Origin of the sequence: Mycobacterium sp. WUMAC-067, from assembly GCF_020217485.1 — a bacterium.
GTDB lineage: Bacteria > Actinomycetota > Actinomycetes > Mycobacteriales > Mycobacteriaceae > Mycobacterium.
This window is the reverse complement of sequence record NZ_JAEKMI010000028.1, coordinates 26,048-47,698: the sequence shown is the minus strand read 5'-3', so window position 1 is coordinate 47,698 and position 21,651 is coordinate 26,048. Positions and strand designations below refer to the sequence as shown.

Here is a 21,651-nt window from a genome sequence, read left to right as displayed (position 1 = left end):
TTGGCTTTTCGAGGATCGTCGACGTGTGTCGCGCTTGGCATTTTCCGACGGTTGGCTTTACTACCCCGCCGCTCATACCCCCTGTGTGGCTGGTGTGGACGCTAGCTGACGCGGGCGAAGATTTCGCGGTTTTGTCAAGACTCGAATTCCGCCGCGAGATCGCCGGCGGTGCAGTAATCTTTTCTCCTCCGACGGCCGCGGCGACGCCCGGCAGGGTCAATTCGCGACGATTTGTCGCCGATTCGACTCTCTACGTCCGCAACTCGGGATACAGTTGTTCGGCCCTCGAGCCTCGCTCGGGCCAAACCCTTACGGCCTCAGGGGAACAGCGGCAGATCCCATAGCCTCATGCCGGGACGCAGCAGCCACAAGCGCATCATCGTGAGCCGCATGATGCGCATAGCGCTGAAGATCATGAAGACCGCCAACGGCACCTCGATGAGCAGCGCGGTGATCACCGACAGCCACACGTCCTTGGGCCCGGCGGTCATGAGGTCGAACCACGCGTCACAGATCAGCAGCACCCCGGTGGTGAACGCGGCGAGCACCAGCAGCTGACGACGCAGATACCCGAGCGCGGCGGTGGTCAGCATGAAGGCGACCAGCAGCACGTCGAATCCGATCCAGGTGACCGGCCAGTTGTGGGCGACGTACTTCTCGGGCAGCGTCACGGCCAAATACCCCAGCCACGGAACCATCGCGATGGCGCCGCCGATCATCAAACTCAGCCGGACGCGCCGCACCCGGGCCAGGAAGTCAGGGTCGATGACGTCGCCCAGGGGCCGCTCCAACCGGGAGATGAGGTCGCGCCGCTGCCCGGGTGTCAGGGCCGCGATCTGTTCGTCGGTCAAAATGCCGTCGGTCATACCTCGCATCCTCCGGCTCGCTCGCAGCGGCGCGCTCAGCGGCCGGCGCCCACCGGGGGGCGGCGGTCCGCCGCGGTCCTGGGCACGGCCTTCGCGTCGCCGCTTTCGAATTCCTTCACCCAACAGGCGAACTCAAGGGTAATGCCGTCGGGGTCCTGGAAGTAGAACGAACGCACGTAGACGCCGGGATGCACGGTCGCCGAGACCTGCATGGGGCTTTCGTCGTGGTTGAGCACCGGGCCGACCCGCACCCCTTTGTCCTTGAGTCGCTGGCGGTAGGCGTCGAACTTCTCGGCCGGCACGTGGAAGGCCAGGTGGTTCATCGTGCTGACCGCGCTGGTGATGTCGCCGATGCCCGGGATGGCGCCGGGCGACGAAATGCCCGGCACCCGGTCGGGGGCGTCGGCGAACCAGAAGAAGGCGACGCAGTCGCCGTTGCCGGCGTCGAAGAAGAAGTGCTGGCCCGCCCCGCCGGGCAGATCGAGCGATTTGATCAGCGGCATGCCGAGGATGTTGCTGTAGAAGTCCACGGTTTCGGCCATGTCCGAACACACCAGGGCGACGTGGTTGATCCCGCCGAGTTCGAATTCCGTGTTGGTGTTGTGCGGCTTGATCATCGTGCGGCTCCCCTCGGTTCCCGGCTCGACGAGCCTGGCCAAGATCCGAATCTGAATCTAACATCAGATTTAGTTTTGGCCCAGGGAGGTGCGCAGGTGTCTACCGCGCCATCCCCTGCTGACCGGCGCGGGCCGCCCGCGGAGCTGCCCACGCATCGCGGCAGGCGGACGCAGGCCGCGATCGATCTGGCCGCCCGGACGGTGATCGCACGCAAAGGTGTCCTGGCCACGACCATCGCCGACATCGCGGCGGAGGCCGGCCGCTCGGCGGCGTCCTTTTACAACTACTACGAATCCAAAGAGGCGATGGTGCGCCAGTGGGCGCTGCGCTTCCGCGACGAGGCCAACCAGCGCGCGGTGTCGGTGACCCAACACGGGTTGACCGATCGTGAGCGTGCCTACGGGGCGGCCGCGGCGCACTGGAACACCTACCGCAACCGGCTCGCCGAGGTGATCAGCGTGTCACAGCTGGCGATGATCAACGACGACTTCGCCCAGTACTGGGCCGAAATCTGCTCGATACCAATATCTTTCATCGCCGAATCGGTCCGCCGCGCGCAGGCCGAGGGCCGTTGCCGCGACGACGACCCGCAGCTGATCGCCGAGGCGATCGTGGCGATGTTCAACCAGTTCTGCTACATCCAGCTCGGTTCGGCACGTTCCGGCGAACCCGACGACCAGGCCTGCATCCAAACCTTGGCCAACATCTATTACCGGGCCATCTACGCCGATCAGGGGGACCGCTGAATTGACTCGTCGTACCGGTGCCGGAGTTATCCGTGAGTTCGTGGGACTGCCGTCGCGCACGGCCGGGCGCGCCGGCGCCGGCGGGCACCCGTGCCAGGGGCTGTATCACCGGGGGGTGGGACGCAAACCCAAGGTGGCGATGATCGCCACGCACTACCAAATCGACTTCTCCGAACACTATCTCGCCGACTACATGGCCACTCGCGGCATCGGATTTCTCGGCTGGAACACCAGGTTCCGCGGCTTCGAGAGCAGCTTTCTGCTCGACCACGCGCTGGTGGACATCGGCGTCGGGGTGCGCTGGCTGCGCGAGGTTCAGGGAGTGGAAACCGTTGTGCTACTGGGAAATTCGGGCGGCGGTTCGTTGATGGCCGCCTACCAGTCGCAGGCCATCGAGCCCAACGTGACGCCGCTGGACGGCATGCGCCCGGCGGCCGGGGTGACCGAGCTGCCGCCCGCCGACGGCTATGTGGCCACCGCCGCCCATCCCGGGCGGCCGGACGTGCTCACCGCCTGGATGGACGCCGCCGTCGTCGACGAGAACGATCCCGTCGCCACCGACGCCGACCTCGACCTGTTCAACGAGCGCAACGGCCCGCCCTACGCCCCGGAATTCCTCGCCCGGTACCGCAGCGCGCAGGTCGCGCGCAACCACGCCATCACCGACTGGGCCGAACGGGAGCTCAAACGCGTTCGCGCGGCAGGGTTTTCCGATCGCCCGTTTTCGGTGATGCGCACCTGGGCCGACCCCCGCATGGTCGATGCCGGCATCGAGCCGACCAAACGGCAGCCCAACATGTGCTACGCGGGCGTCCCGGTCAAGGCGAACCGCTCGGCGCACGGCATCGCGGCGGCCTGCACGCTGCGCAACTGGCTGGGCATGTGGAGCCTGCGGGTGGCCCAAACCCGGGCCGAACCGCACCTGGCCCGGATCAGCTGTCCGGCCCTGGTGATCAACGCCGAGGCCGACACCGGCGTGTTTCCCTCTGACGCGCAACGCATCTTCGACGCCCTCGCCGCCACCGACAAAACCCAGGCGTCGGTGGACACCGATCACTACTTCACCACCCCGGGGGCCCGCAGCGAGCAGGCCGACACCATCGCCGGATGGATCGGCAAGCGGTGGCGCTGAGAATTCTGGCCCGTCTCGTCAACCAACCGACTGGTTGTTAGCTTGGAAGGTACTTGGCCGACACGGCGTCCTGCAGCAACGGAAGGCGACCAATGCCGATCGCGATAAATCCCGAGCACCAAGAACTGGCCGATTCAGTGCGTTCGCTGGTGGCGCGCATCGCGCCGTCCGAGACGCTGCACGAGGCGATGGAGACGCCGCTGGACAAGCTGGTCAACCCGCCGCCGTACTGGCAGGCCGCGGCCGAGCAGGGCCTGCAGGGGGTGCACCTGGCCGAATCCGTCGGCGGGCAGGGCTTCGGCATCCTCGAGTTGGCCATCGTGCTCGCGGAATTCGGTTACGGGGCGGTGCCGGGCCCCTTCGTGCCGTCGGCGATCGCCAGCGCGTTGATCTCCGCCCACGACCCGGACGCGAAGGTGCTCGCGGAGCTGGCATCCGGCGCCGAGATCGCCGCCTACGGCCTGAATTGCTGCGCGCTGACCGCCACCCGGCAGGGTGATTCGCTGGTGATCCGCGGCGAACTGCGCGCGGTCCCCGCCGCGGCGCAGGCCTCGCTGCTGGTGCTCCCCGTCGCGATCGACAGCGGCGAGGCGTGGGTGGTGCTGCGCGCCGACCAACTCGAGATCGCACCGGTGAAAAGCCTGGACCCGCTGCGACCCATCGCCGACGTGCGCGCCAACGCGGTCGAGGTCGGCGACGACGTCGTCTTGACGAACCTGAGCATGGGCACCGCGCACGCGCTGATGACGACGCTGCTGTCCGCCGAAGCCATCGGCGTGGCGCGCTGGGCCACCGACACCGCGTCGGACTACGCCAAGATCCGGGAGCAGTTCGGCAGGCCGATCGGCCAGTTCCAGGCCATCAAGCACAAGTGCGCCGAGATGATCGCCGACACCGAGCGGGCCACCGCGGCGGTGTGGGATGCCGCCCGCGCGATCGACGAGGCCCGCGAAAACCGGTGGGACACCGCCGGTTCCCATGTCGAGTTCGCCGCCGCCGTGGCGGCGACACTGGCGCCGGCGGCCGCTCAACGGTGCGCGCAGGACTGCATCCAGGTGCACGGCGGGATCGGCTTCACCTGGGAGCACGACGCAGGCGTGTACTACCGCCGGGCGCTGATGCTGGCGGCCTCCTTCGGCAGCAGCTCGGACTACCCGCAGAAGGTCGTCGACACCGCGACCACCACCGGCATGCGCGCGGTGGACATCGACCTCGATCCCGAGACCGAGAAGCTGCGGGCGGAGATCCGGGCCGAAGTGGCGGCCCTCAAGGAGATCGAGCGCGACCAGCGCAAGGTCGCCATCGCCGAGGGCGGCTGGGTGTTGCCGTATCTGCCCAGGCCGTGGGGCCGGGCCGCCGGGCCGGTGGAGCAGATCATCATCGCCCAGGAATTCGCCTCCGGGCGCGTCAAGCGGCCCCAGACCGGCATCGCCACCTGGATCGTCCCGTCGATCGTGGCGTTCGGCACCGACGAGCAAAAGCAGCGGTTCCTGCCGCCGACCTTCCGCGGCGAAATGCTCTGGTGTCAGCTGTTTTCCGAGCCGGGCGCCGGTTCGGATCTGGCCAGCCTGACCACCAAGGCCACCCGGACCGACGGGGGGTGGCGCATCACCGGGCAGAAGATCTGGACCACCGCGGCGCAGTTCTCACAGTGGGGCGCGCTGCTCGCGCGGACGGACCCCAGCGCGCCGAAACACAGTGGCATCACGTACTTCCTGTTGGACATGAAGAGCGAGGCCGTCGACGTCAAGCCGCTGCGCGAGCTCACCGGCAACGCGATGTTCAATACCGTCTACATCGACGACGTCTTCGTGCCCGACGAATGCGTGCTCGGCGAGGTGAACCGGGGCTGGGAGGTCAGCCGCAACACCCTCACCGCGGAGCGGGTGTCGATCGGCAGCAGCGAGGCGAACTTCCTGGCCACGCTGTCGCAGTTTGTCGAGTTCGTTCGTGACGGGCAGTTCGATCAGGTCGCGCGGCACCGCGCCGGTCAGTTGATCGCCGAGGGTCATGCGGCCAAGGTCCTGAACCTGCGCTCCACGCTGCTGACCCTGGCCGGCGGGGACGCGATGCCGTCGGCGGCGATCTCCAAGCTGCTGTCGATGCGCACCGGGCAGGGTTACGCCGAATTCGCGGTCTCCTCGTTCGGCACCGACGCCGCGGTCGGCGACACCGACCAACTGCCCGGCAAATGGGGCGAGTACCTGCTGGCCAGCCGCGCGACCACCATCTACGGCGGCACGTCCGAGGTGCAGCTGAACATCATCGCCGAACGTTTGTTGGGACTCCCGCGCGATCCGTAAACCGGACGCAGAAAGGGCCATGCCGACCTGACTGAGTCAGGCCGGCATGGATCCCCCCATACGCGGGCCGCCCATCCCGAGGGTTGGCGTGTCGGCGATGGCCGGCTACCGCGCGGAGATGGTGGTCACCACCACCAGTTCCACCAGTGCTGGGGCTTCCAGTAGCCGGGCCCGTGACCCCAGCCGTGGTTCCAGCCACCGTGCCCCCAATTGCCATGTCCCCGACCATCATGGCCGCCCCATCCGCGACCGCCGGGGCGGTCGGGAATGAAGCCCGGTCCGCTCTGCGGCCCGGCACTGGGGAAGCTTGTGGAGGGACTCGGGCCGGGGGCGGCCTGAGCCACGGGGGCGCCGCCGAACAGCAGCGCGCCCGCCACGGCCCCGGCGCTGACAACACCTACGGCCGCGCCGCGTAACGATGGTGACGAGATCATCGAGGGCGCTCCTTCCAAAGACTTGATATCGATGCTTAAAACGCTAACCGGACATTTCCAAGCAAACAAGCGAATTCGGCATATTTTCGGTGTGAATTGCGCAACATTCATTCGGAATTGGCGCAATCTAAGGCACGGTTTATCAATGCGCGTCTCCGCGATTCATTTATCCGCGGATACTGAGACGCGGCCGGGAATCAGCGGTATCTCTGCAGCTAATAGCCGGTTTACTGATCTACTGACAGCGATCAACGTATTTACTGAAGTCTGAATTTGCACATTCGCAGATGCACTGATTTGTCTCGGAATGCCGTCACCACGAATGGGGGCTAATGCAACGCCACCCGACGCCTTTTGCCTGTGCAGCTATCTTAGGGAATTTGCCCTTGCGCCTGCATTCGGAGGCCGGCGACCGCTCGCAAATCCGCCGGCGTCCCACCGGGCCGTCCGCGGCCCGGCGACGCGACTTAGGGTGGCGTCGGTGAGAGAATCAGTATTGACATAGAGGCGACGAGCGCTGATTTACTGATTTCGCACTCACGGAGGAAGACACCGAAGTGAACTTCAAGCCCAGTCCCAACGGACCCAGCGCCGGCTCCTTTCGCGCCCCCAACTCGGCCGCCGGCCCCACCGGAGACGCCGCGCCGACCGAGCGCCTGAGTCTCGGGCAGCAGCGCGGCCAGCGCGTCGCCGGCCAGCCATCGGCCAACCAACCGGGCCGCACCCAGCGGACCCGCCGGACCGTCGACCTGGCGGCGGCCACCCACCGGGCCCTCGACATTTGGCAGCGCGAAGCGGCCGATCGGCTGGGCGTCGCCCGCGTGACCGGACAAGAGGTGCTCACCGCGCTGATCGACCAGCTCCTGGTCGACCCGAAGCTGACGGCCCAGATCACCCGGGCCATCAAAGAGCGCCGCTGAGGCTTAGTCGATCTCCATTTCGCGCAGCTCGCGCTTGAGGATCTTGCCCGTGGGGTTGCGCGGCAGTTCGTCGAGGAAGACGACCTCACGCGGCACCTTGTAGCGGGCCAGGTGATCGCGCACGTAGTGCTTGACGGTGTCCTCGTCGAGGTCGGCGCCGTCCTTCTTCACCACGAACGCGCGCAGGCGGTGGCCCCACTCCTTGTCATCGACGCCGATCGCTGTGGCCTCCACGACGTCCGGGTGCCCGGTGATGAGGTCCTCGACCTCGGCCGGGAAGACGTTCTCACCGCCGGAGACGATCATCTCGTCGTCGCGCCCGCTGATGTAGAGCAGGCCGTTCTCGTCGAAATAGCCGACGTCGCCCGAGGACAGCAGGCCGTCGATGATCTGCTTCTTTCCCCCGCCGGTGTAGCCCTCGAACGGGAAGGCGTTGCCGACGAAGATGCGGCCGACCTCGCCCTGCGGCAGCTCCTTGCCGTTGTCGTCGTAGATCTTGACGCGCACGCCCTTGACGACCGGCCCGACGGTCGACGAGTTGTACTGCAGGTGCTTGGGCTCGGCGATGGTCGCGAAGGCGATCTCGGTCGAGCCGTACATGTTGTAGATCACCGGGCCGAGGTCCTTGAGTGAGCGTTCCGCCAGGTCGGCCCCTAGTGCCGATCCCGACACGAACACGATCTTCAGGCTGGACAGGTCGGGCTTGGAGTCCATCTTCTCGACCGCTTCGAGGATGCGCGACAACATGACCGGGACGACGACCATCGCGGTCACCTTGTACTTCTCGATGTCCTGCAGCACCAGCGGCGGCTTGAACTTGCGGCGCAACACCAGCGTCGAGCCCAGGAACATCGCGATCGTGCCGTGCAGATAACCCAGCGCGTGGAACATCGGCGCCGGCAGCGACGTCACCTCGCCGGCCTTGAACGGGACGTGCGACAGGATTCCGCCGACCGGCGCCAGGGTCGGCGGGGTGCTGCGGTTCGCGCCCTTGGGGGTGCCCGTGGTCCCGCTGGTCAGGATGATGATCGAGGCGTGCCTGGCCGATTTGGGGGCGGGATCCTTGCTGCTGCGCTCGATCAGGTCGGCCAGCGTCTCGTCGGTGCTGCCGGACGGCTCGTCGCTATCCGGGTTGGTCCCCAGCGCCCGCAGTTTGCCCAGCTCCGGCGAGGCTTTGCTGACGGCCTTGGTGTATTCGTCGTCGTAGATGATCAGCTTGGCGCCCTCGCGCTCGGACACCTCTTTGATCTGGGGGCCGGAGAATTCGCTGTTGAGCAGGATGATGCGGGCGCCGACCCGCGCGGCGCCGTAGTTGGCGATCAGGAACCAGCGAGTGTTGCGGGCCAGGATGGCGATGCCGTCGCCGCCCTTGACGCCCATGTCGATCAGTCCGTTGGCCACCGCGTGCGCCGCCTCGTCGAGTGCGCGGTAGGAGAATTCGCCCTCTTCGTCGATGCACGCCGGGCGGTCGGGATGGCGCCTCGCGTTGAGGGAGGGCAGCATGCCGAACTCGCCCCACTTGTAGATGTCGGCGGCCATCGCGGCGTAGTTCTGCGGCGGCTCGATGCGGAACGCGCCCGATTCGAAGATCTTGCGCACGTAGTGCAGTTCGGCGGAGCCCCGCTCGACGTACTGGTGGAGTTTTGCTACGGCTTTAGAGGCCTGACCGGGGAGGCCGAGGAGGTTAGGCATGGAATCCACCATATGTGACGTCCGTCTCAGCACGGCCAGAAAATTCTGGCGAATTAACATGAACCGCATGACCCGTCCGGTTTTGCTGGAGGTGGCCGGGCGCGAGGTCACCGTCACCCATCCGGACAAGGTCGTGTTCCCCCGCGCGGACGGCGACAAAACCTCAGGCCCGTACACCAAGCTCGACCTGGTCCGCTATTACCTGTCCGTGGCCGACGGCGCGCTGCGTGGCGTGGCCGGGCGCCCCATGATCCTGAAACGCTTCGTCAAGGGCATCTCGGAAGAGGCGGTGTTCCAGAAACGCGCCCCGGCGAAACGGCCGGACTGGGTCGACGTCGCCGAACTCCGTTACGCGCGAGGCACTTCCGCGGCGGAGGCGGTCATCCACGACCCCGCCGGGCTGGCCTGGGCGGTAAACCTGGGCTGCGTCGACCTGAATCCGCACCCGGTGCTCGCCGACGACCTCGATCACCCCGACGAACTGCGCGTCGACCTGGATCCGATGCCCGGGGTCTCCTGGCGGCGCATCGTGGATGTCGCGCTGGTGGCCCGCGAGGTGCTCGAGGATTACGGCCTGACCGCGTGGCCGAAGACGTCGGGGTCGCGCGGCTTCCACATCTACGCCCGCATCGCCCGCCGGTGGGAGTTCCGCCAGGTGCGGCTGGCCGCGCAGACCGTCGCCCGGGAGGTGGAGCGGCGCGTGCCCGAGGCGGCGACCAGCCGCTGGTGGAAGGAAGAACGCGAGGGCGTGTTCGTCGACTTCAACCAGAACGCGAAGGACCGCACGGTCGCGTCGGCCTATTCGGTGCGGGCGACCCCCGACGCCCGGGTCTCGACGCCGCTGCACTGGGACGAGGTCGCCGGCTGCCGGCCCGAGGCGTTCACCATCGATACCGTGCCCGGCCGGTTCGCCGAAATCGGTGACCCGTGGGAGGGAATGGATGATGCCGTCGGCGAGCTCGATCGGCTGCTGGTGCTGGCCGAGGAGATGGGGCCCCCCGAGCGGGCGCCCAGGGGGTCGGGCACGCGCCACAAGGGCACCGGCGGCCGGCGCCAATCCTCGATGCCGCTGATCGAGATCGCCCGCACCAAGACCAAGGACGAGGCGATGGCGGCGCTGGACACCTGGCGCGACCGCTATCCGGCGGTGGCCGCACGGCTGCAGCCCGCCGACGTCCTCGTCGACGGCATGCGCGGGCCCAGCTCGATCTGGTACCGGATCCGGATCAACCTCCAGCACGTTCCGCAGGACCAGCGGCCCCCGCAGGAAGAACTGATCGCCGACTACAGCCCTTGGGAGGGTTATGGCGGCAAGCAGCGGCCGTAGAACTACACCCCCACCCGCGTGACCGGGTTGTGCTTGCGCAGGTAGCAGTACCAGGTGACGCCCAGCAGGGCGAGGAAGAACGCGATGTAGAAGCGCAGCGCCGGCTCGATGCTGCCGAACTCCGACTTCGACCAGGCGTAGGCCAGCGGCACGATGAAGCCGCCGAAGGCGCCCACCGCCGAGATGACGCCCAACGCGCCGGCGGCTTGGCGGCGCATCTGCACCATGGTGTCGGGATCGCCGCCGGCCAGCTCGCCCTTGATCTTGAAGATCCGCGAAATCATCCGGTAGGTCGAACCGTTGCCGATGCCGGTGGCGACGAACAAGAACATGAAGCTGGCGAAGAACATCGGCAGGTTGACCGCCCGCACCGACCACAGCGCGGCCGCCGCCCCGAGGGCGAGCAGCGCGAAGCTGACGGCGGTGATGCGCGCCCCGCCGATCCGGTCGGCCAGCTTGCCGCCCAAGGGCCGGATCACCGATCCGATGCCGGCCCCGAGGAAGGCCCAGGTCAGCGCGATGTCACCGCGGCCGAACACCGTCTTGAGCAGGGTCGGGAAGGCGGCCGAGTAGCCGATGAAGGACCCGAACGTGCCGACGTAGAGCAGCGACATGACCCAGGTGTCGGGATGGCGCAGCGACTGCCACACCGGCTTCACGTCGGCCTTCGCCTCGGTGAGGTTGTTCATGAACAGGAACGCGCAGACGGCCGCCACGACGGCCAACGGCACGTAGAAGAGTCCCGCGCGTGACAGGGCCACCCCGCCGCCGGCGATGACGATCGGCGGGATGATCTTCTGCACCACGGCGACGCCGACGTTGCCGCCGGCCGCGTTCAGGCCCAGCGCCCAGCCCTTGTCCTTTTCCGGATAGAAGAAGGAGATGTTGGCCATCGACGAGGCGAAGTTGCCGCCGCCGAAGCCGGCGGTCGCCGCGATCGCCACCAAGGCCGCGAACGGGATGCCGGGATGGCTCACCGCCCAGGCCAGCAGCAGGCACGGGATCAGCAGCAGCGCCGCCGAGATGGTCGTCCAGTTTCGGCCACCGAAGACCGGGACCGCGAAGGTGTACGGGAGCCGCAGGACGGCCCCGACGCCGCTGGGGATGGCGACCAGGCACAGCGCCTGGCTGGGGGTCAGGGCCCAGCCGGACGGGGCGGGCAAACCGTGCGCGCCCGCGGTCATCTGCACCACGACGATGCTCCACAACATCCACACGCTGAACCCGACGTGCTCGGCGAAGATCGAGAAGATCAGGTTGCGGCGGGCGATCGGCTTGCCGGTCGCCTCCCAGAACTCCGGATCTTCGGGTCGCCAGTCGTCGATCCAGTGCCGTCCGGTGTGACGCTCGCGCGTCGGCGCGGGCTGCGATGCCGGGTCGAGGGTCGTGGTCATCTGGTGGGACTCCCTTGTGGGTTAGGCGCGGGCGGTGACCACCTGACGCTAAAGACGCACTGTTACCGGTCCGGGTGTGCACAGTTACGTGGGCGATACGCAGAAATCGCAACGGCCGGGGACGGTTTGTCAGAACTCCGCAACGCGAGGCCCGCGCGCGGCGCCGATGCCGGGCCTCAGCAGCGCGGCGGTGCCTTCGCGCGGGCGGAACGCGATACTCTCACGCGATGCGACAGGGATGGAATCGACGGGGATTCTTGCAGCTCGCAGGGGCTTCCGGCGTCGCCGCGATCGCCGGCTCCTCGGCGCTGTCGGCGGCATGCTCGTCAGGCCGGCCCCCGCCGGGGGGCGGCGGGCCGGGATCGGTGACCCTGACCCACCTGTTCGGCGAGACCGTCGTCAAAGAACCCCCCAAGCGCGTGGTCAGCGCCGGCTACACCGAGCAGGACGACCTGCTTGCCGTCGGTGTGGTGCCGATCGCGGTGACCAACTGGTTCGGTGACCAGCCGTTCGCGGTCTGGCCGTGGGCCGCGCCCAAGCTCGGCGGCGCGCGGCCGGTGGTATTGAACCTGGACAACGGCATCCCGGTCGACCAGATCGCGGGCCTGAAACCGGACCTGATCGTGGCCGTCAACGCCGGCCTGGACGCCGACACCTATCAGAAGCTGTCCGCGATCGCCCCGACCGTGGCCCAATCCGACGGGGACGCCTTCTTCGAGCCGTGGAAAGAGCAGGCCGCGGCCGTCGGACAGGCGGTGTTCCAGGCGGACCAGATGAAGACGTTGGTCGACGGCGTCGACCAGAAGTTCACCGACGTCGGCAAAAAGAACCCGCAGTGGACCGGCAAGAAGGCGCTGCTGATGCGCGGCGCGCTGTCGCAGGGGACCGTCGTCGCGACCATGGCGGGCTGGCGCACGGACTTCCTGAATCAGATGGGGCTGGTCATCGCCGACAGCATCAAACCGTTCGGCGCCGACCAGCGCGCCGTCATCCCGCGCGATCACATCAAGTCGGTGCTCGATTCGGCCGACGTGGTGATCTGGACGACCCGGAACCCCGACGATCAGAAGGCCCTGCTGGCCGACCCCGAGGTGGCCGGGTCGCTGACCACCGCGCAGAACCGCCACATCTTCACCACCGCGGAACTCGCCGGCGCGATCGCCTTCGCGTCACCGCTGAGCTACCCCCTGGTCGCCGACCAATTGCCCCCGCTGCTCACCAAAATCCTGGGCTAGCCGCATCCCGGCTGTTTGAGCGTTTGCTAAGGCAGTTCTGGCAGTGCTCGAAAATCCCGTCGCCGCCCCTCGCACGAGCGCCGACCCCGGGGTTACCGTCGAGTAATGAGCGTGACGGACCTTAGCGGCGACCTGGCCCACGACCTGCCGACCGAGCTGGCCGGCAACACCGTCCTGGACTACGGTGATCGCGCGCTGATGGTGCAATGTGGAAGTAACGCAGAGGTTTTGGCGTGGGCGGCCGCGCTGCGCTCCGAGCCGATGCCGGGCGTGATCGACGTCGTGCCGGCGGCCCGCACCGTGCTGGTCAAGCTGGACGGCCCCCGCCGCCAGGGTGTCATCCGCCGGCGGCTGCGCACGATGCGCGTCACCGGCGCGCAGCCGGCCCCGTCCGAGCGCCGCGCCGACGTGGTGATCGACGTGGTCTACGACGGCCCCGACCTCGCCGAGGTGGCCGGCCACACCGGGCTGACCATCCCCCAGGTGATCGACGCCCACACCGCCACCCTGTGGCGGGTCGGATTCAGCGGATTCGCACCCGGTTTCGCGTATCTGGTCGACGGCGACCCACGACTGCGGGTGCCCCGGCGCCCCGAGCCGCGGACCGCCGTGCCGGCCGGTTCCGTCGCCCTCGCCGGCGAATTCAGCGCGGTCTACCCGCGCCGGTCACCGGGCGGTTGGCAACTCATCGGCCACACCGACGCGGTCCTGTGGGATCTGCAACGCCCCGACCCGGCGCTGCTGATGCAGGGCATGTGGGTTCAGTTCCGGGCCGTCTGAGGCGAAGCGGGTCGACACCATTACCGCAAAGGAGGCAACCGTGGCAGTCCTGGAGATCCTCCGCACCGGACCGCTCGCCGTCGTCGAAGACCTCGGCCGGCCGGGACTGGCGCACCTCGGCGTCAGCCGTTCCGGGGCCGCCGACCGGCGCGCGCACACACTGGCCAACCGGCTGGTGGCCAACCCCGACGACCGCGCCACCGTGGAGGTGACGTTCGGCGGATTCGCGGCCAGGGTCCGGGGCAGCGACGTCGACATCGCGGTGACGGGCGCCGACACCGATCCGACCGTCGACGGAATCAAGTTCGGCACCAACAGCATTCAGCACGTGCGCGACGGCCAGGTGATCTCCCTGGGCGCCCCGCGGGCGGGGCTGCGAAGCTACCTTGCGGTCCGCGGCGGGATCTGCGTGGAGCCGGTGCTGGGCTCGCGCAGCTACGACGTCATGTCGGCCATCGGGCCGTCGCCACTGCGGGCCGGGGACCGGCTCCCGATCGGCGAGCACACCGCGGACTACCCCGAGTTGGACCAGGCGCCGGTGGCGGCCATCACCGACACCGTCGTCGAACTCTCCGTGGTGCCCGGACCCCGCGACGACTGGTTCCTCGACCCCGACGCGCTGGTGCGCACCGCTTGGGTGGCATCCGATCGCAGCGACCGGGTGGGCATGCGATTGGTCGGCCGCCCCCTGCAATGCCGCCACCCGGACCGGCAGCTGCCCAGCGAGGGTGCCACCCGCGGCGCAATCCAGGTGCCGCCCAACGGTTTACCGGTGATCCTTGGCCCGGACCACCCCGTCACCGGTGGCTATCCAGTGGTGGGCGTGGTGATCGACGAGGACGTCGACAAGATCGCCCAGGTGCGGCCCGGCCAGTCGGTGCGACTGCACTGGGCGCGGCCGCGGACTCCCGTCGGCGCCATGGCCGGCGCCGCCGTCGCGAGTTGGCCCTTCGGCTAACGCAATTCCGGCGGCCTCGCGGGGCGATCGACTGTAGGACAGCTCACATGGACCCGCGTACCGGTGTGAGATCACTTGGCGGCGATCGGTATTCGCCCACGGGCGGCCCGCTGTCGTGTGGCCGGCTCGCCCTACAGGGACTTACCAGATAACTGGTAATCAACTAACAGCCGATATCGGCCGGTTCCGGTTGACCCGCTCGCGTCCTAGATGTGAGCATCGGATTCTACGGCGGGGCATGCCCCTTCATGCGGGGCGCCCACACGCGTCGCCGGCCAACCCCGAACTGCTTGCGAGGAGAGGGATCGGTATGCACGCACGCGTCGCGTCCATATGCCAACGCGCCCAAGCGTTTTCGGCGGGCCGCAACCACCGCGTCGCGGACTGGAATCCGGAAGACGCGGCGGCCTGGGAGGCCGGCAACGACAGGATCGCCCGGCGCAATCTGCTCGGCACCATCGTCGGTGACCACGTGGCCTTCTCGATCTGGACGCTGTGGCCCGTCATGGCGCTGTTCATGCCCGGGGCCGTCTACGGCTTCTCCGCCGGCGACAAGCTGCTGCTGGGCGCGGTGGCCACCCTGGTCGGTGGTTGCGCCCGGATCCCCTACACCCTGGGCATCGCCGCCTTCGGCGGTCGCAATTGGACGACGTTTTCGGCCTTCGTGCTGGTGATCCCGACGGCGGGCACGATCGCGTTGCTGGCCAATCCCGGTCTGCCGCTGGGGCTTTTCGTGCTGTGCGCCGCGCTGACCGGCCTCGGCGGCGGCAACTACGCGGCGTCGCTGGCCAACGTCAACGCCTTCTACCCCCAGCGGCTCAAGGGCGCCGCGCTGGCGATCAACGCCGGCGTCGCCAACCTCGGCGTCGCCGTGATCCAGCTGGCCGGCCTGGTGGCGCTGGCCACCGCCGGGCACCAGGCCCCGTACTGGGTGTGCGCGATCTATCTGGTGTTCCTGGTCGTCGCGGGGATCGCGGCGGCGTTGTTCATGGACAACATCCACCACGGCACCCAGCTGAGCACCATGCGCTCGATCCTGTTCGAGCGCGACACCCACGTGATCTCGCTGCTCTACATCGCCACCTTCGGCTCCTGGATCGGCTTCTCCTTCGCCTTCGGCCAGGTGATGCAGGTCCACTTCCTGGAGAGCGGGGAAAGCGCCAAGCACGCCGCACTGCACGCCGCGCAGGTGGCATTCGTCGGCCCCCTGCTGGGCTCCTTGGCGCGCATCTATGGTGGCCGGCTGGCCGACCGCGTCGGCGGCAGCCGCGTCACGCTGGGCGTCCTCGCCGGGATGACGCTGGCGGCCGCTCTGTTGGTCACCTTCAGCGCCCTCGAGGACCACCACGCCGTGGCGCGCTCCGTCGGCCTGGTCGGCTGCGTCGCCGGCTTCATGGTGCTGTTCATCCTGTCCGGCATGGGAAACGGGTCGGTGTTCAAGTTGATTCCGACGGTCTATGAGGCGCGCAGTCGCGGGCTGGACATGAGCGAAGACGACCGACGTCATTGGGCGCGCGCGCAGTCGGGATCGCTGATCGGCATCTGCTCCGCGGTGGGCGCGCTCGGCGGCGTGGGAATCAACCTGGCGCTGCGGCAGTCCTACCTGAGCACCGGCACCGAGACGGCGGCGTACTGGGTGTTTTTGGCGTCCTACGTCGGCGCGGCGATCATGACCTGGATGGTCTACGTCCGGCGTCCCGTCACGGCCCCGGGCCGCTGGGATGCGCGACAGGAAGCCGAGGTCGCGCATGTGTGAGCGGACTCGCAACACGGGCAATGACCCAGCAATTGCTCGGTAACGCAACCGAAACGTCGCAGGCATACACACTTCATATGGCCCCCCAACTGGCCCCACCAGACTCCGCGCCGCTGACCGGCTACCGGATCGCCGTGACGTCGGCGAACCGGGCCGAAGAGCTGTGCGCGTTGCTGCGCCGCAACGGCGCGGAGGTCTCCAGCGCCGCGGCCATCAATCTCATCGCGCTGCCCGAAGACGAAGAACTGCACCGCCACACCGAAGCGGTGATCGCCCAGCCGCCCGATATCTTGGTGGCGCACACCGGCATCGGCTTTCGCGGCTGGGTCGCCGCGGCCGACGGCTGGGGCCTGGCCACCCAGCTGCTGGCGGCGCTGTCGCGAGCGCGGATCGTGGCCCGCGGGCCGAAGGCGACGGGCGCGTTGCGCGCCGCAGGCCTGCACGAGGAGTGGTCCCCCAAGTCCGAATCGTCCCGCGAGGTCCTGCGATACCTGCTCGAATCGAATGTCGCCGGCAAGCGGGTCGCCGTCCAGCTGCACGGCGCGGCCGACGCTTGGGACCCGTTCCCGGAATTCCTCAACGGATTGCGGTCCGCGGGAGCCCAGGTGGTCCCCATCCACGTATACCGCTGGAAGCCAACGCCGGCCGGCGGCGGCTTCGACCAACTCGTCGCCGCGATCGCCCGGCGACAGTTCGACGCGGTGACCTTCACCTCGGCACCAGCCGGCGCGGCGCTGCTCGAGCGCAGCCGCGAGTTGGGCGTCGAAGACCAACTGCTGCAAGCACTTCGCAGCGACGTGCATGCGATGTGCGTGGGCCCGGTCACCGCGCAACCGTTGATCCGCGCGGGGATCCCCACGTCGTCGCCCGAACGAATGCGCTTGGGGGCGTTGGCCCGTCACATCGCCCAGGAGCTCCCGTCCCTGCGGTCGTGCACCATCCGCGCGGCCGGTCACGAGCTGGAGATCCGCGGGACCTGCGTGCTGGTCGACGGTTCGCCGCGGTCCCTGTCGGGATCGGGGATGGCGACGCTGCGGGCGCTGGCGGACCGTCCCGGCGACGTCGTCGCGCGCAACGACCTGCTGCGGGTACTTCCCGGCAACAGCAACGACCCCCACGCCGTCGATACGGCCGTGCTGCGGCTGCGAACGGCGCTGGGCGACAAGAACATCGTCGCGACGGTGGTCAAGCGTGGCTACCGGCTCGCGATCGACCATCCGGACGAATCCCCATGGCACTGATCCTGGCGGCACACGGCACCCGCAGGCCCGGCGGCGTGGCGATGATCGAAACCCTTGCGGCGCAAGTGGGTACGCTCGTCGGAGACACGGTCGACGTCGCGTTCGTGGACGTGGTGGGGCCCACCCCCAGCGAGGTGCTGTCCGCAGCGAAGACCGCCGGCCGGCCGGCGATCGTGGTGCCGGCATTCCTGTCGCGCGGCTATCACGTCCGGGCGGACCTGCCCGCCCACGTCGCGATCAGCGGCCATCCGAGCGTGACCGTCACCCCCGCGCTGGGCCCGAGCGGCCAGATCGCGCGGATCGTGGGCGACCAGCTGCTGAAATGCGGTTGGCGGCCCGGTGATTCGGTGATTCTGGCGGCGGCGGGCACCTCGGATGACAAGGCCCGGTCGGACCTGCACACCACGGCGACGCTGGTGTCGGCGCTCACCGGATCACGGGTGAGTCTGGCGTTCGCGGCCACCGGCGATCCGCAACTGCACGAGGCGGTGGAACGGGCCATGGTCCGGGCTCGCCGCCACGGTGGACGCGTCGTGGTCGCCTCCTACCTGTTGGCCGACGGCCTGTTCCAACAACGGCTGCACGGCTGCGGCGCCGATTTGGTCAGTCAACCGCTGGGCACCCATCCCGGCCTGGCGCGCCTGATCGCGAACCGATTCCGCCGCGCACTGCCGCCCGCCCTCGCCGCCACCGCCCGGCATGCGCCGCGCCGATCGGGCCCCCACCAAATCAGCCACGCGCGCGCGTTGCGGCCAATTCCTTGATCTTTGGGCGCGAACCGGCGATCCTGGCACCATGCCCCGTCGCGAAGAGCCGTCGCGTGGGCTCCTTGACCCGGTCGCCAAGGTGCTGCGGTTGCCGTTCGGCACACCGGAATTCATCGACCGGATCGTCACCGGAGGGGTCAACCAGGTTGGCCGCCGGACCCTGGCGATGCTGATCACCACCTGGGATGCCGCCGGGGGCGGGCCGTTCGCGGCCAGCGCGGTCGCGTCCACGGGGATGGCCAAGACCGCCGAAATCGTCCAAAGCAATTTCGTCGGCCCGGTGTTCGGCCCGCTGCTGAAAATCCTGGGCGCCGACAAGGCCGCCACGCGGGCCTCGCTGTGCGCCTCCCAGCTCGTGGGCCTGGGCATCATGCGCTACGGCATCCGCTCCGAGCCGCTGCACTCGATGTCGGTGGACGCGCTCGTCGACGCGATCGGCCCGACGATGCAGCGCTACTTGGTCGGCGACATCACGCGGTGAGCGGCCGTGCGCTCAGGCCGCCCGCGCCTGGTCGTCGCGGCCGATCTGGACGAGGCCGTCGGCGGTGATCCGCACCGGGTACACCGGCACCGACACGGTCGGATCGTCCAGGCAGGAACCGTCTTCGAGCGAAAACGCCTGCTTCAATATCGGCGACTGAACCGTGACGCAGCCCCCGCGGTCGCCGACGATGCCGCGCGACAGCACGGCCGCCCCGGAGAACGGGTCGACGTTACCCACCGCATGCACCGACCCGTCGTCGAGCCGGAACAGGGCGGCCTGGGAACCGTCGTCGAGCAGCACACCGACGCCGCGACCCGGAATGAGGTGGTCGTAGGAGCAGGCGCTGGTCCACACGGCAATGTCGTTGAGAAGCGTCATGATACCTTCCTCGTTCCTTCGGAGTTGTCCTCGCGGACCGTCGGCATACCAATGGACACAGGGATTTTGCGCCCGGCGTGCTCGGTGAATGTCACCGTCGAATCGACGGCGTCGGGGGCGTTGACGAACGACACGAAGCGTGACAGCTTGTCCGGATCGTCGAGCACCCCCTTCCATTCGCACTTGTAGTTCTGCACATGCCGCTCCATTGCGGCCTCGAATTCTTCTGCCAGGCCCAGCGAGTCCTCGCAGACGACCTCGCGCACGTGATCCAGGCCGCCGTCGAGCGACTCGACCCACGGCGCGGTGCGCTGCAGCCGGTCGGCCGTCCGGATGTAATACATGACGAACCGATCGACGTACCGGACCAGCGTCTCGGTGTCGAGATCGCTGGCCAGCAGCTGCGCGTGCTTGGGGGTCATCCCGCCGTTGCCGCCGACGTAGAGGTTCCAGCCCTTTTCGGTGGCGATGACACCCACGTCCTTGGAGCGGGCCTCGGCGCACTCCCGCGCGCAACCCGAGACACCCATTTTGATCTTGTGCGGCGCGCGCAGCCCCCGGTACCGCAGTTCGAGGTCGATGGCCAACTGCACCGAATCCTGCTGCCCGTAACGGCACCAGTCGGTGCCCACACAGCTCTTCACCGTGCGCAGCGCCTTGCCGTACGCGTGGCCGGATTCCATGCCGCCGTCGACCAGGCGCTTCCAGATCTCCGGCAGTTGGTCCACCCGCGCGCCGAACAGGTCGATGCGCTGGCCGCCGGTGATCTTGGTGTAAAGGCCGAAGTCCTGGGCGATCTGGCCGATCAGGATCAGGTGCTCGGGCTTGATGTCGCCGCCGGGGACCCGGGGCACCACCGAATAGCTGCCGTTCTTCTGGATGTTGGCCAAAAAGTGGTCGTTGGAATCCTGCAGCGAGGCCTGTTCGCCCTCCAGGATGTGGTCCGAGCCCGTGGACGCCAGGATCGAGGCGACCACGGGTTTGCAGATGTCGCAACCCTTTCCGCGGCCGAAGCGCTCGAGCAGCCCGGAGAAGGTGCGCAGCTCGGTGGCGGAGATGATCTCGAAAAGCTCGGCGCGCGACTGGCTGAAGTGCTCGCACAGCGCCTTGGACTGCTCGACGCCCTCGGCTTCCAGCAGCTGCTTGAGCAGCGGCACGCACGACCCGCACGACGTGCCGGCCGAGGTGCACGACTTCAGCGAGGGAACGTCGGCGCAGCCGTCGGCGATCGCGCATTTCAGATCGCCCTTGGTGACGTTGTTGCACGAGCAGATCTGCGCCGAATCCGGCAGCGCCCCAATGCCCAACGCCTCACCGCCACCGGATTGCGCCGGCGCGATCAGCGCGAGCGGGTCCCCGGGGAGCTCGCTGCCGACCATCGGCCGCAGCACTCCATAGGACGAGGCGTCGCCGACCAGTACGCCCCCGAGCAAGGTCTTGGCGTCGTCGGAGAGCACCAGCTTCGCGTACGTCCGGTTGACCGCGTCGTTGATGGCGACCTCGAGGCAGTTCTCGGTGACACCCATCGCGTCACCAAAACTGGCGACGTCGACGCCCAGCAGTTTGAGCTTGGTGGACAGGTCCGCCTCGCCGAATTCCGCGACCCCGTCCAGCAGGCGATCGGCCACCACCTCGGCGGAGGTGTAGCCAGGACCCACCAGTCCATAGCACCGGCCGTCGATCGCGGCGACCTCCCCGATCGCGAAGATGTCGGGATCGCTTGTGCGGCAGGACACGTCGGTGAGCACCCCGCCACGCTCGGCGCGCGCCAGACCGGCGGCGACCGCCAGCTCGTCGCGCGGGCGGATGCCCGCGGCGAAGATCACCAGGCCGGCGTCGACTTCCTGGCCGTCGGTCAGGCGCACCCGCACCGACGTGGAACCGTCCGGGTGGTCGACGGATTCGATGGACTCGGTGCCCGTGCCGACGTGGACGGAGATGCCCAGGTCGCCGATCATCCGGGCCAGCAGCGCGCCGCCGGCCTCGTCGATCTGCTGGGCCATCAGCCGCGGCATCATCTCGATGACGTGGGTCCGCAACCCGAACTGGCGCAGCGCATTTGCGGCCTCCAGGCCGAGCAGGCCGCCGCCGATGACCACGCCCGCGGTCGCGTGCGAGGTGTCCGCCGCGCGCTGGGCATCGGCGCGGATGGCGTCGAGGTCGTCGAGCGTGCGGTACACGTGGCAGGCGGGCAGATCGTGGCCGGGCACCGGCGGCACGAACGCGTAGGAGCCGGTCGCGAGGACCAGGGCGTCGTAGTCGTGGCGCTGGCCGTCGGCGGTGAGCACTGACTTTGCCGCGCGGTCGATTTCGGTGACCCGCTGGTTCAACACCAGCCGGACCAGGTCGTCACCGTCGTACTCGTTGCCGGGCAGTGCGAGCAGCTTGCGGTCCCAGCTGTCGGTGTAGGAGGTCAGCCCCACGCGGTCATAGGCCGCGTCGGTCTCCTCGGCGAAAACCGTGATGCGCCAACGGCCCTCGGTGTCGCGGGCGCGGAGCGCCTCGACGAACCGGTGGCCCACCATGCCATGTCCGACTACGATGATGTGACGCGGCGCACAGCTTGCGCGCGAAATCCCGTCTGCAGACATGGCTTTGAGAGTAACGGCCAGAAATTACG

At 68.4% G+C, this 21,651-nt stretch carries 19 protein-coding genes; 12 read left to right on the top strand and 7 right to left on the bottom strand.

What is annotated here, in order from left to right; all coding sequences use genetic code 11:
• Positions 1-317 precede the first annotated feature (317 nt).
• Both JF781_RS18995 and JF781_RS18990 read right to left on the bottom strand, forming a co-directional pair.
• On the bottom strand, positions 318-866 hold the full coding sequence (locus tag JF781_RS18995; RefSeq protein ID WP_225329377.1) for a hypothetical protein: 549 nt from the start codon (positions 864-866) through the stop codon (positions 318-320).
• Between the two features lie 35 nt (positions 867-901).
• Positions 902-1,483, bottom strand: coding sequence for a VOC family protein (locus JF781_RS18990; RefSeq protein ID WP_225329385.1), 582 nt, complete (start codon positions 1,481-1,483; stop codon positions 902-904).
• Between the two features lie 96 nt (positions 1,484-1,579).
• On the opposite strand from JF781_RS18990, the gene JF781_RS18985 reads away from it, so the two are divergent.
• The 3 genes from JF781_RS18985 (at position 1,580) to JF781_RS18975 (ending at position 5,665) form a co-directional block, all read left to right on the top strand.
• Positions 1,580-2,230, top strand: coding sequence for a TetR/AcrR family transcriptional regulator (locus JF781_RS18985; protein ID WP_225329376.1), 651 nt, complete (start codon positions 1,580-1,582; stop codon positions 2,228-2,230).
• Between the two features lies 1 nt (position 2,231).
• Positions 2,232-3,362 carry an alpha/beta hydrolase gene (locus JF781_RS18980; RefSeq protein WP_225329375.1) on the top strand — a complete coding sequence of 377 codons (1,131 nt, stop codon included), beginning with the start codon at positions 2,232-2,234 and terminating at the stop codon, positions 3,360-3,362.
• A 92-nt stretch (positions 3,363-3,454) separates the two neighbouring features.
• Positions 3,455-5,665, top strand: a complete 2,211-nt coding sequence (locus JF781_RS18975; protein WP_225329374.1) for an acyl-CoA dehydrogenase — start codon at positions 3,455-3,457, stop codon at positions 5,663-5,665.
• Between the two features lie 125 nt (positions 5,666-5,790).
• On the opposite strand, the gene JF781_RS18970 is transcribed toward JF781_RS18975, so the two are convergent.
• Positions 5,791-6,099 carry a hypothetical protein gene (locus tag JF781_RS18970; RefSeq protein WP_225329373.1) on the bottom strand — a complete coding sequence of 103 codons (309 nt, stop codon included), beginning with the start codon at positions 6,097-6,099 and terminating at the stop codon, positions 5,791-5,793.
• 557 nt (positions 6,100-6,656) lie between these two features.
• Here JF781_RS18970 and JF781_RS18965 point away from each other — a divergent pair.
• Complete coding sequence (locus JF781_RS18965) at positions 6,657-7,019, top strand: ATPase (protein ID WP_225329372.1); 363 nt, start codon at positions 6,657-6,659, stop codon at positions 7,017-7,019.
• Positions 7,020-7,022: 3 nt separating this feature from the next.
• On the opposite strand, the gene fadD2 is transcribed toward JF781_RS18965, so the two are convergent.
• A complete protein-coding gene (gene fadD2 / locus JF781_RS18960; RefSeq protein WP_225329371.1) occupies positions 7,023-8,711 on the bottom strand; it encodes a long-chain-fatty-acid--CoA ligase FadD2 in 1,689 nt (562 codons plus the stop codon).
• Between the two features lie 58 nt (positions 8,712-8,769).
• Here fadD2 and JF781_RS18955 point away from each other — a divergent pair, with 58 nt between their 5' ends.
• Positions 8,770-10,038: a DNA polymerase domain-containing protein gene (locus JF781_RS18955; RefSeq protein ID WP_225329370.1), complete on the top strand. Its 1,269-nt coding sequence runs from the start codon at positions 8,770-8,772 to the stop codon at positions 10,036-10,038.
• A gap of 2 nt (positions 10,039-10,040) precedes the next feature.
• Here JF781_RS18955 and JF781_RS18950 read toward each other — a convergent pair whose 3' ends face one another.
• Positions 10,041-11,432, bottom strand: coding sequence for an MFS transporter (locus tag JF781_RS18950; RefSeq protein WP_225329369.1), 1,392 nt, complete (start codon positions 11,430-11,432; stop codon positions 10,041-10,043).
• Positions 11,433-11,659: 227 nt separating this feature from the next.
• Between JF781_RS18950 and JF781_RS18945 the strand changes: the two genes are divergently transcribed.
• The 7 genes from JF781_RS18945 (at position 11,660) to JF781_RS18915 (ending at position 18,650) form a co-directional block, all read left to right on the top strand.
• Positions 11,660-12,667, top strand: coding sequence for an ABC transporter substrate-binding protein (locus JF781_RS18945; RefSeq protein ID WP_225329368.1), 1,008 nt, complete (start codon positions 11,660-11,662; stop codon positions 12,665-12,667).
• A 105-nt stretch (positions 12,668-12,772) separates the two neighbouring features.
• The gene (locus tag JF781_RS18940) at positions 12,773-13,447 is read left to right on the top strand and encodes an allophanate hydrolase subunit 1 (RefSeq protein WP_225329367.1); all 675 of its coding nucleotides are present in this window, start codon (positions 12,773-12,775) and stop codon (positions 13,445-13,447) included.
• A 40-nt stretch (positions 13,448-13,487) separates the two neighbouring features.
• Entirely contained in the window at positions 13,488-14,405 is a 918-nt protein-coding gene (locus JF781_RS18935; RefSeq protein WP_225329366.1) for a 5-oxoprolinase/urea amidolyase family protein, read from the top strand.
• Between the two features lie 310 nt (positions 14,406-14,715).
• Positions 14,716-16,161, top strand: coding sequence for a NarK/NasA family nitrate transporter (locus JF781_RS18930; protein WP_225329365.1), 1,446 nt, complete (start codon positions 14,716-14,718; stop codon positions 16,159-16,161).
• Between the two features lie 89 nt (positions 16,162-16,250).
• Positions 16,251-17,402 (top strand): uroporphyrinogen-III synthase, encoded by a 1,152-nt coding sequence (locus tag JF781_RS18925; RefSeq protein WP_225329384.1) that lies wholly within the window; start codon positions 16,251-16,253, stop codon positions 17,400-17,402.
• Positions 17,393-18,166, top strand: a complete 774-nt coding sequence (locus JF781_RS18920) for a sirohydrochlorin chelatase (protein ID WP_225329364.1) — start codon at positions 17,393-17,395, stop codon at positions 18,164-18,166. Before JF781_RS18925 ends, JF781_RS18920 begins: the two co-directional genes overlap by 10 nt.
• A 31-nt stretch (positions 18,167-18,197) precedes the next feature.
• Positions 18,198-18,650 (top strand): hypothetical protein, encoded by a 453-nt coding sequence (locus JF781_RS18915; protein WP_225329363.1) that lies wholly within the window; start codon positions 18,198-18,200, stop codon positions 18,648-18,650.
• 12 nt (positions 18,651-18,662) lie between these two features.
• Here JF781_RS18915 and nirD read toward each other — a convergent pair whose 3' ends face one another.
• A complete protein-coding gene (nirD, locus tag JF781_RS18910; protein ID WP_201407423.1) occupies positions 18,663-19,031 on the bottom strand; it encodes a nitrite reductase small subunit NirD in 369 nt (122 codons plus the stop codon).
• Entirely contained in the window at positions 19,028-21,622 is a 2,595-nt protein-coding gene (gene nirB, locus JF781_RS18905) for a nitrite reductase large subunit NirB (protein WP_225329362.1), read from the bottom strand. Before nirB ends, nirD begins: the two co-directional genes overlap by 4 nt.
• Positions 21,623-21,651 lie beyond the last annotated feature (29 nt).

Bases quoted from the DNA above. Each gene is read 5' to 3' on its own strand.
- JF781_RS18995 (WP_225329377.1), bottom strand. From the start codon at position 866: ATGACCGACGGCATTTTGACCGACGAACAGATCGCGGCCCTGACACCC.
- JF781_RS18990 (WP_225329385.1), bottom strand. From the start codon at position 1,483: ATGATCAAGCCGCACAACACCAACACGGAATTCGAACTCGGCGGGATC.
- JF781_RS18975 (WP_225329374.1), top strand. From the start codon at position 3,455: ATGCCGATCGCGATAAATCCCGAGCACCAAGAACTGGCCGATTCAGTG.
- JF781_RS18970 (WP_225329373.1), bottom strand. From the start codon at position 6,099: ATGATCTCGTCACCATCGTTACGCGGCGCGGCCGTAGGTGTTGTCAGC.
- fadD2 (WP_225329371.1), bottom strand. From the start codon at position 8,711: ATGCCTAACCTCCTCGGCCTCCCCGGTCAGGCCTCTAAAGCCGTAGCA.
- JF781_RS18955 (WP_225329370.1), top strand. From the start codon at position 8,770: ATGAACCGCATGACCCGTCCGGTTTTGCTGGAGGTGGCCGGGCGCGAG.
- JF781_RS18950 (WP_225329369.1), bottom strand. From the start codon at position 11,432: ATGACCACGACCCTCGACCCGGCATCGCAGCCCGCGCCGACGCGCGAG.
- JF781_RS18945 (WP_225329368.1), top strand. From the start codon at position 11,660: ATGCGACAGGGATGGAATCGACGGGGATTCTTGCAGCTCGCAGGGGCT.
- JF781_RS18940 (WP_225329367.1), top strand. From the start codon at position 12,773: ATGAGCGTGACGGACCTTAGCGGCGACCTGGCCCACGACCTGCCGACC.
- JF781_RS18930 (WP_225329365.1), top strand. From the start codon at position 14,716: ATGCACGCACGCGTCGCGTCCATATGCCAACGCGCCCAAGCGTTTTCG.
- JF781_RS18920 (WP_225329364.1), top strand. From the start codon at position 17,393: ATGGCACTGATCCTGGCGGCACACGGCACCCGCAGGCCCGGCGGCGTG.
- JF781_RS18915 (WP_225329363.1), top strand. From the start codon at position 18,198: ATGCCCCGTCGCGAAGAGCCGTCGCGTGGGCTCCTTGACCCGGTCGCC.
- nirD (WP_201407423.1), bottom strand. From the start codon at position 19,031: ATGACGCTTCTCAACGACATTGCCGTGTGGACCAGCGCCTGCTCCTAC.
- nirB (WP_225329362.1), bottom strand. From the start codon at position 21,622: ATGTCTGCAGACGGGATTTCGCGCGCAAGCTGTGCGCCGCGTCACATC.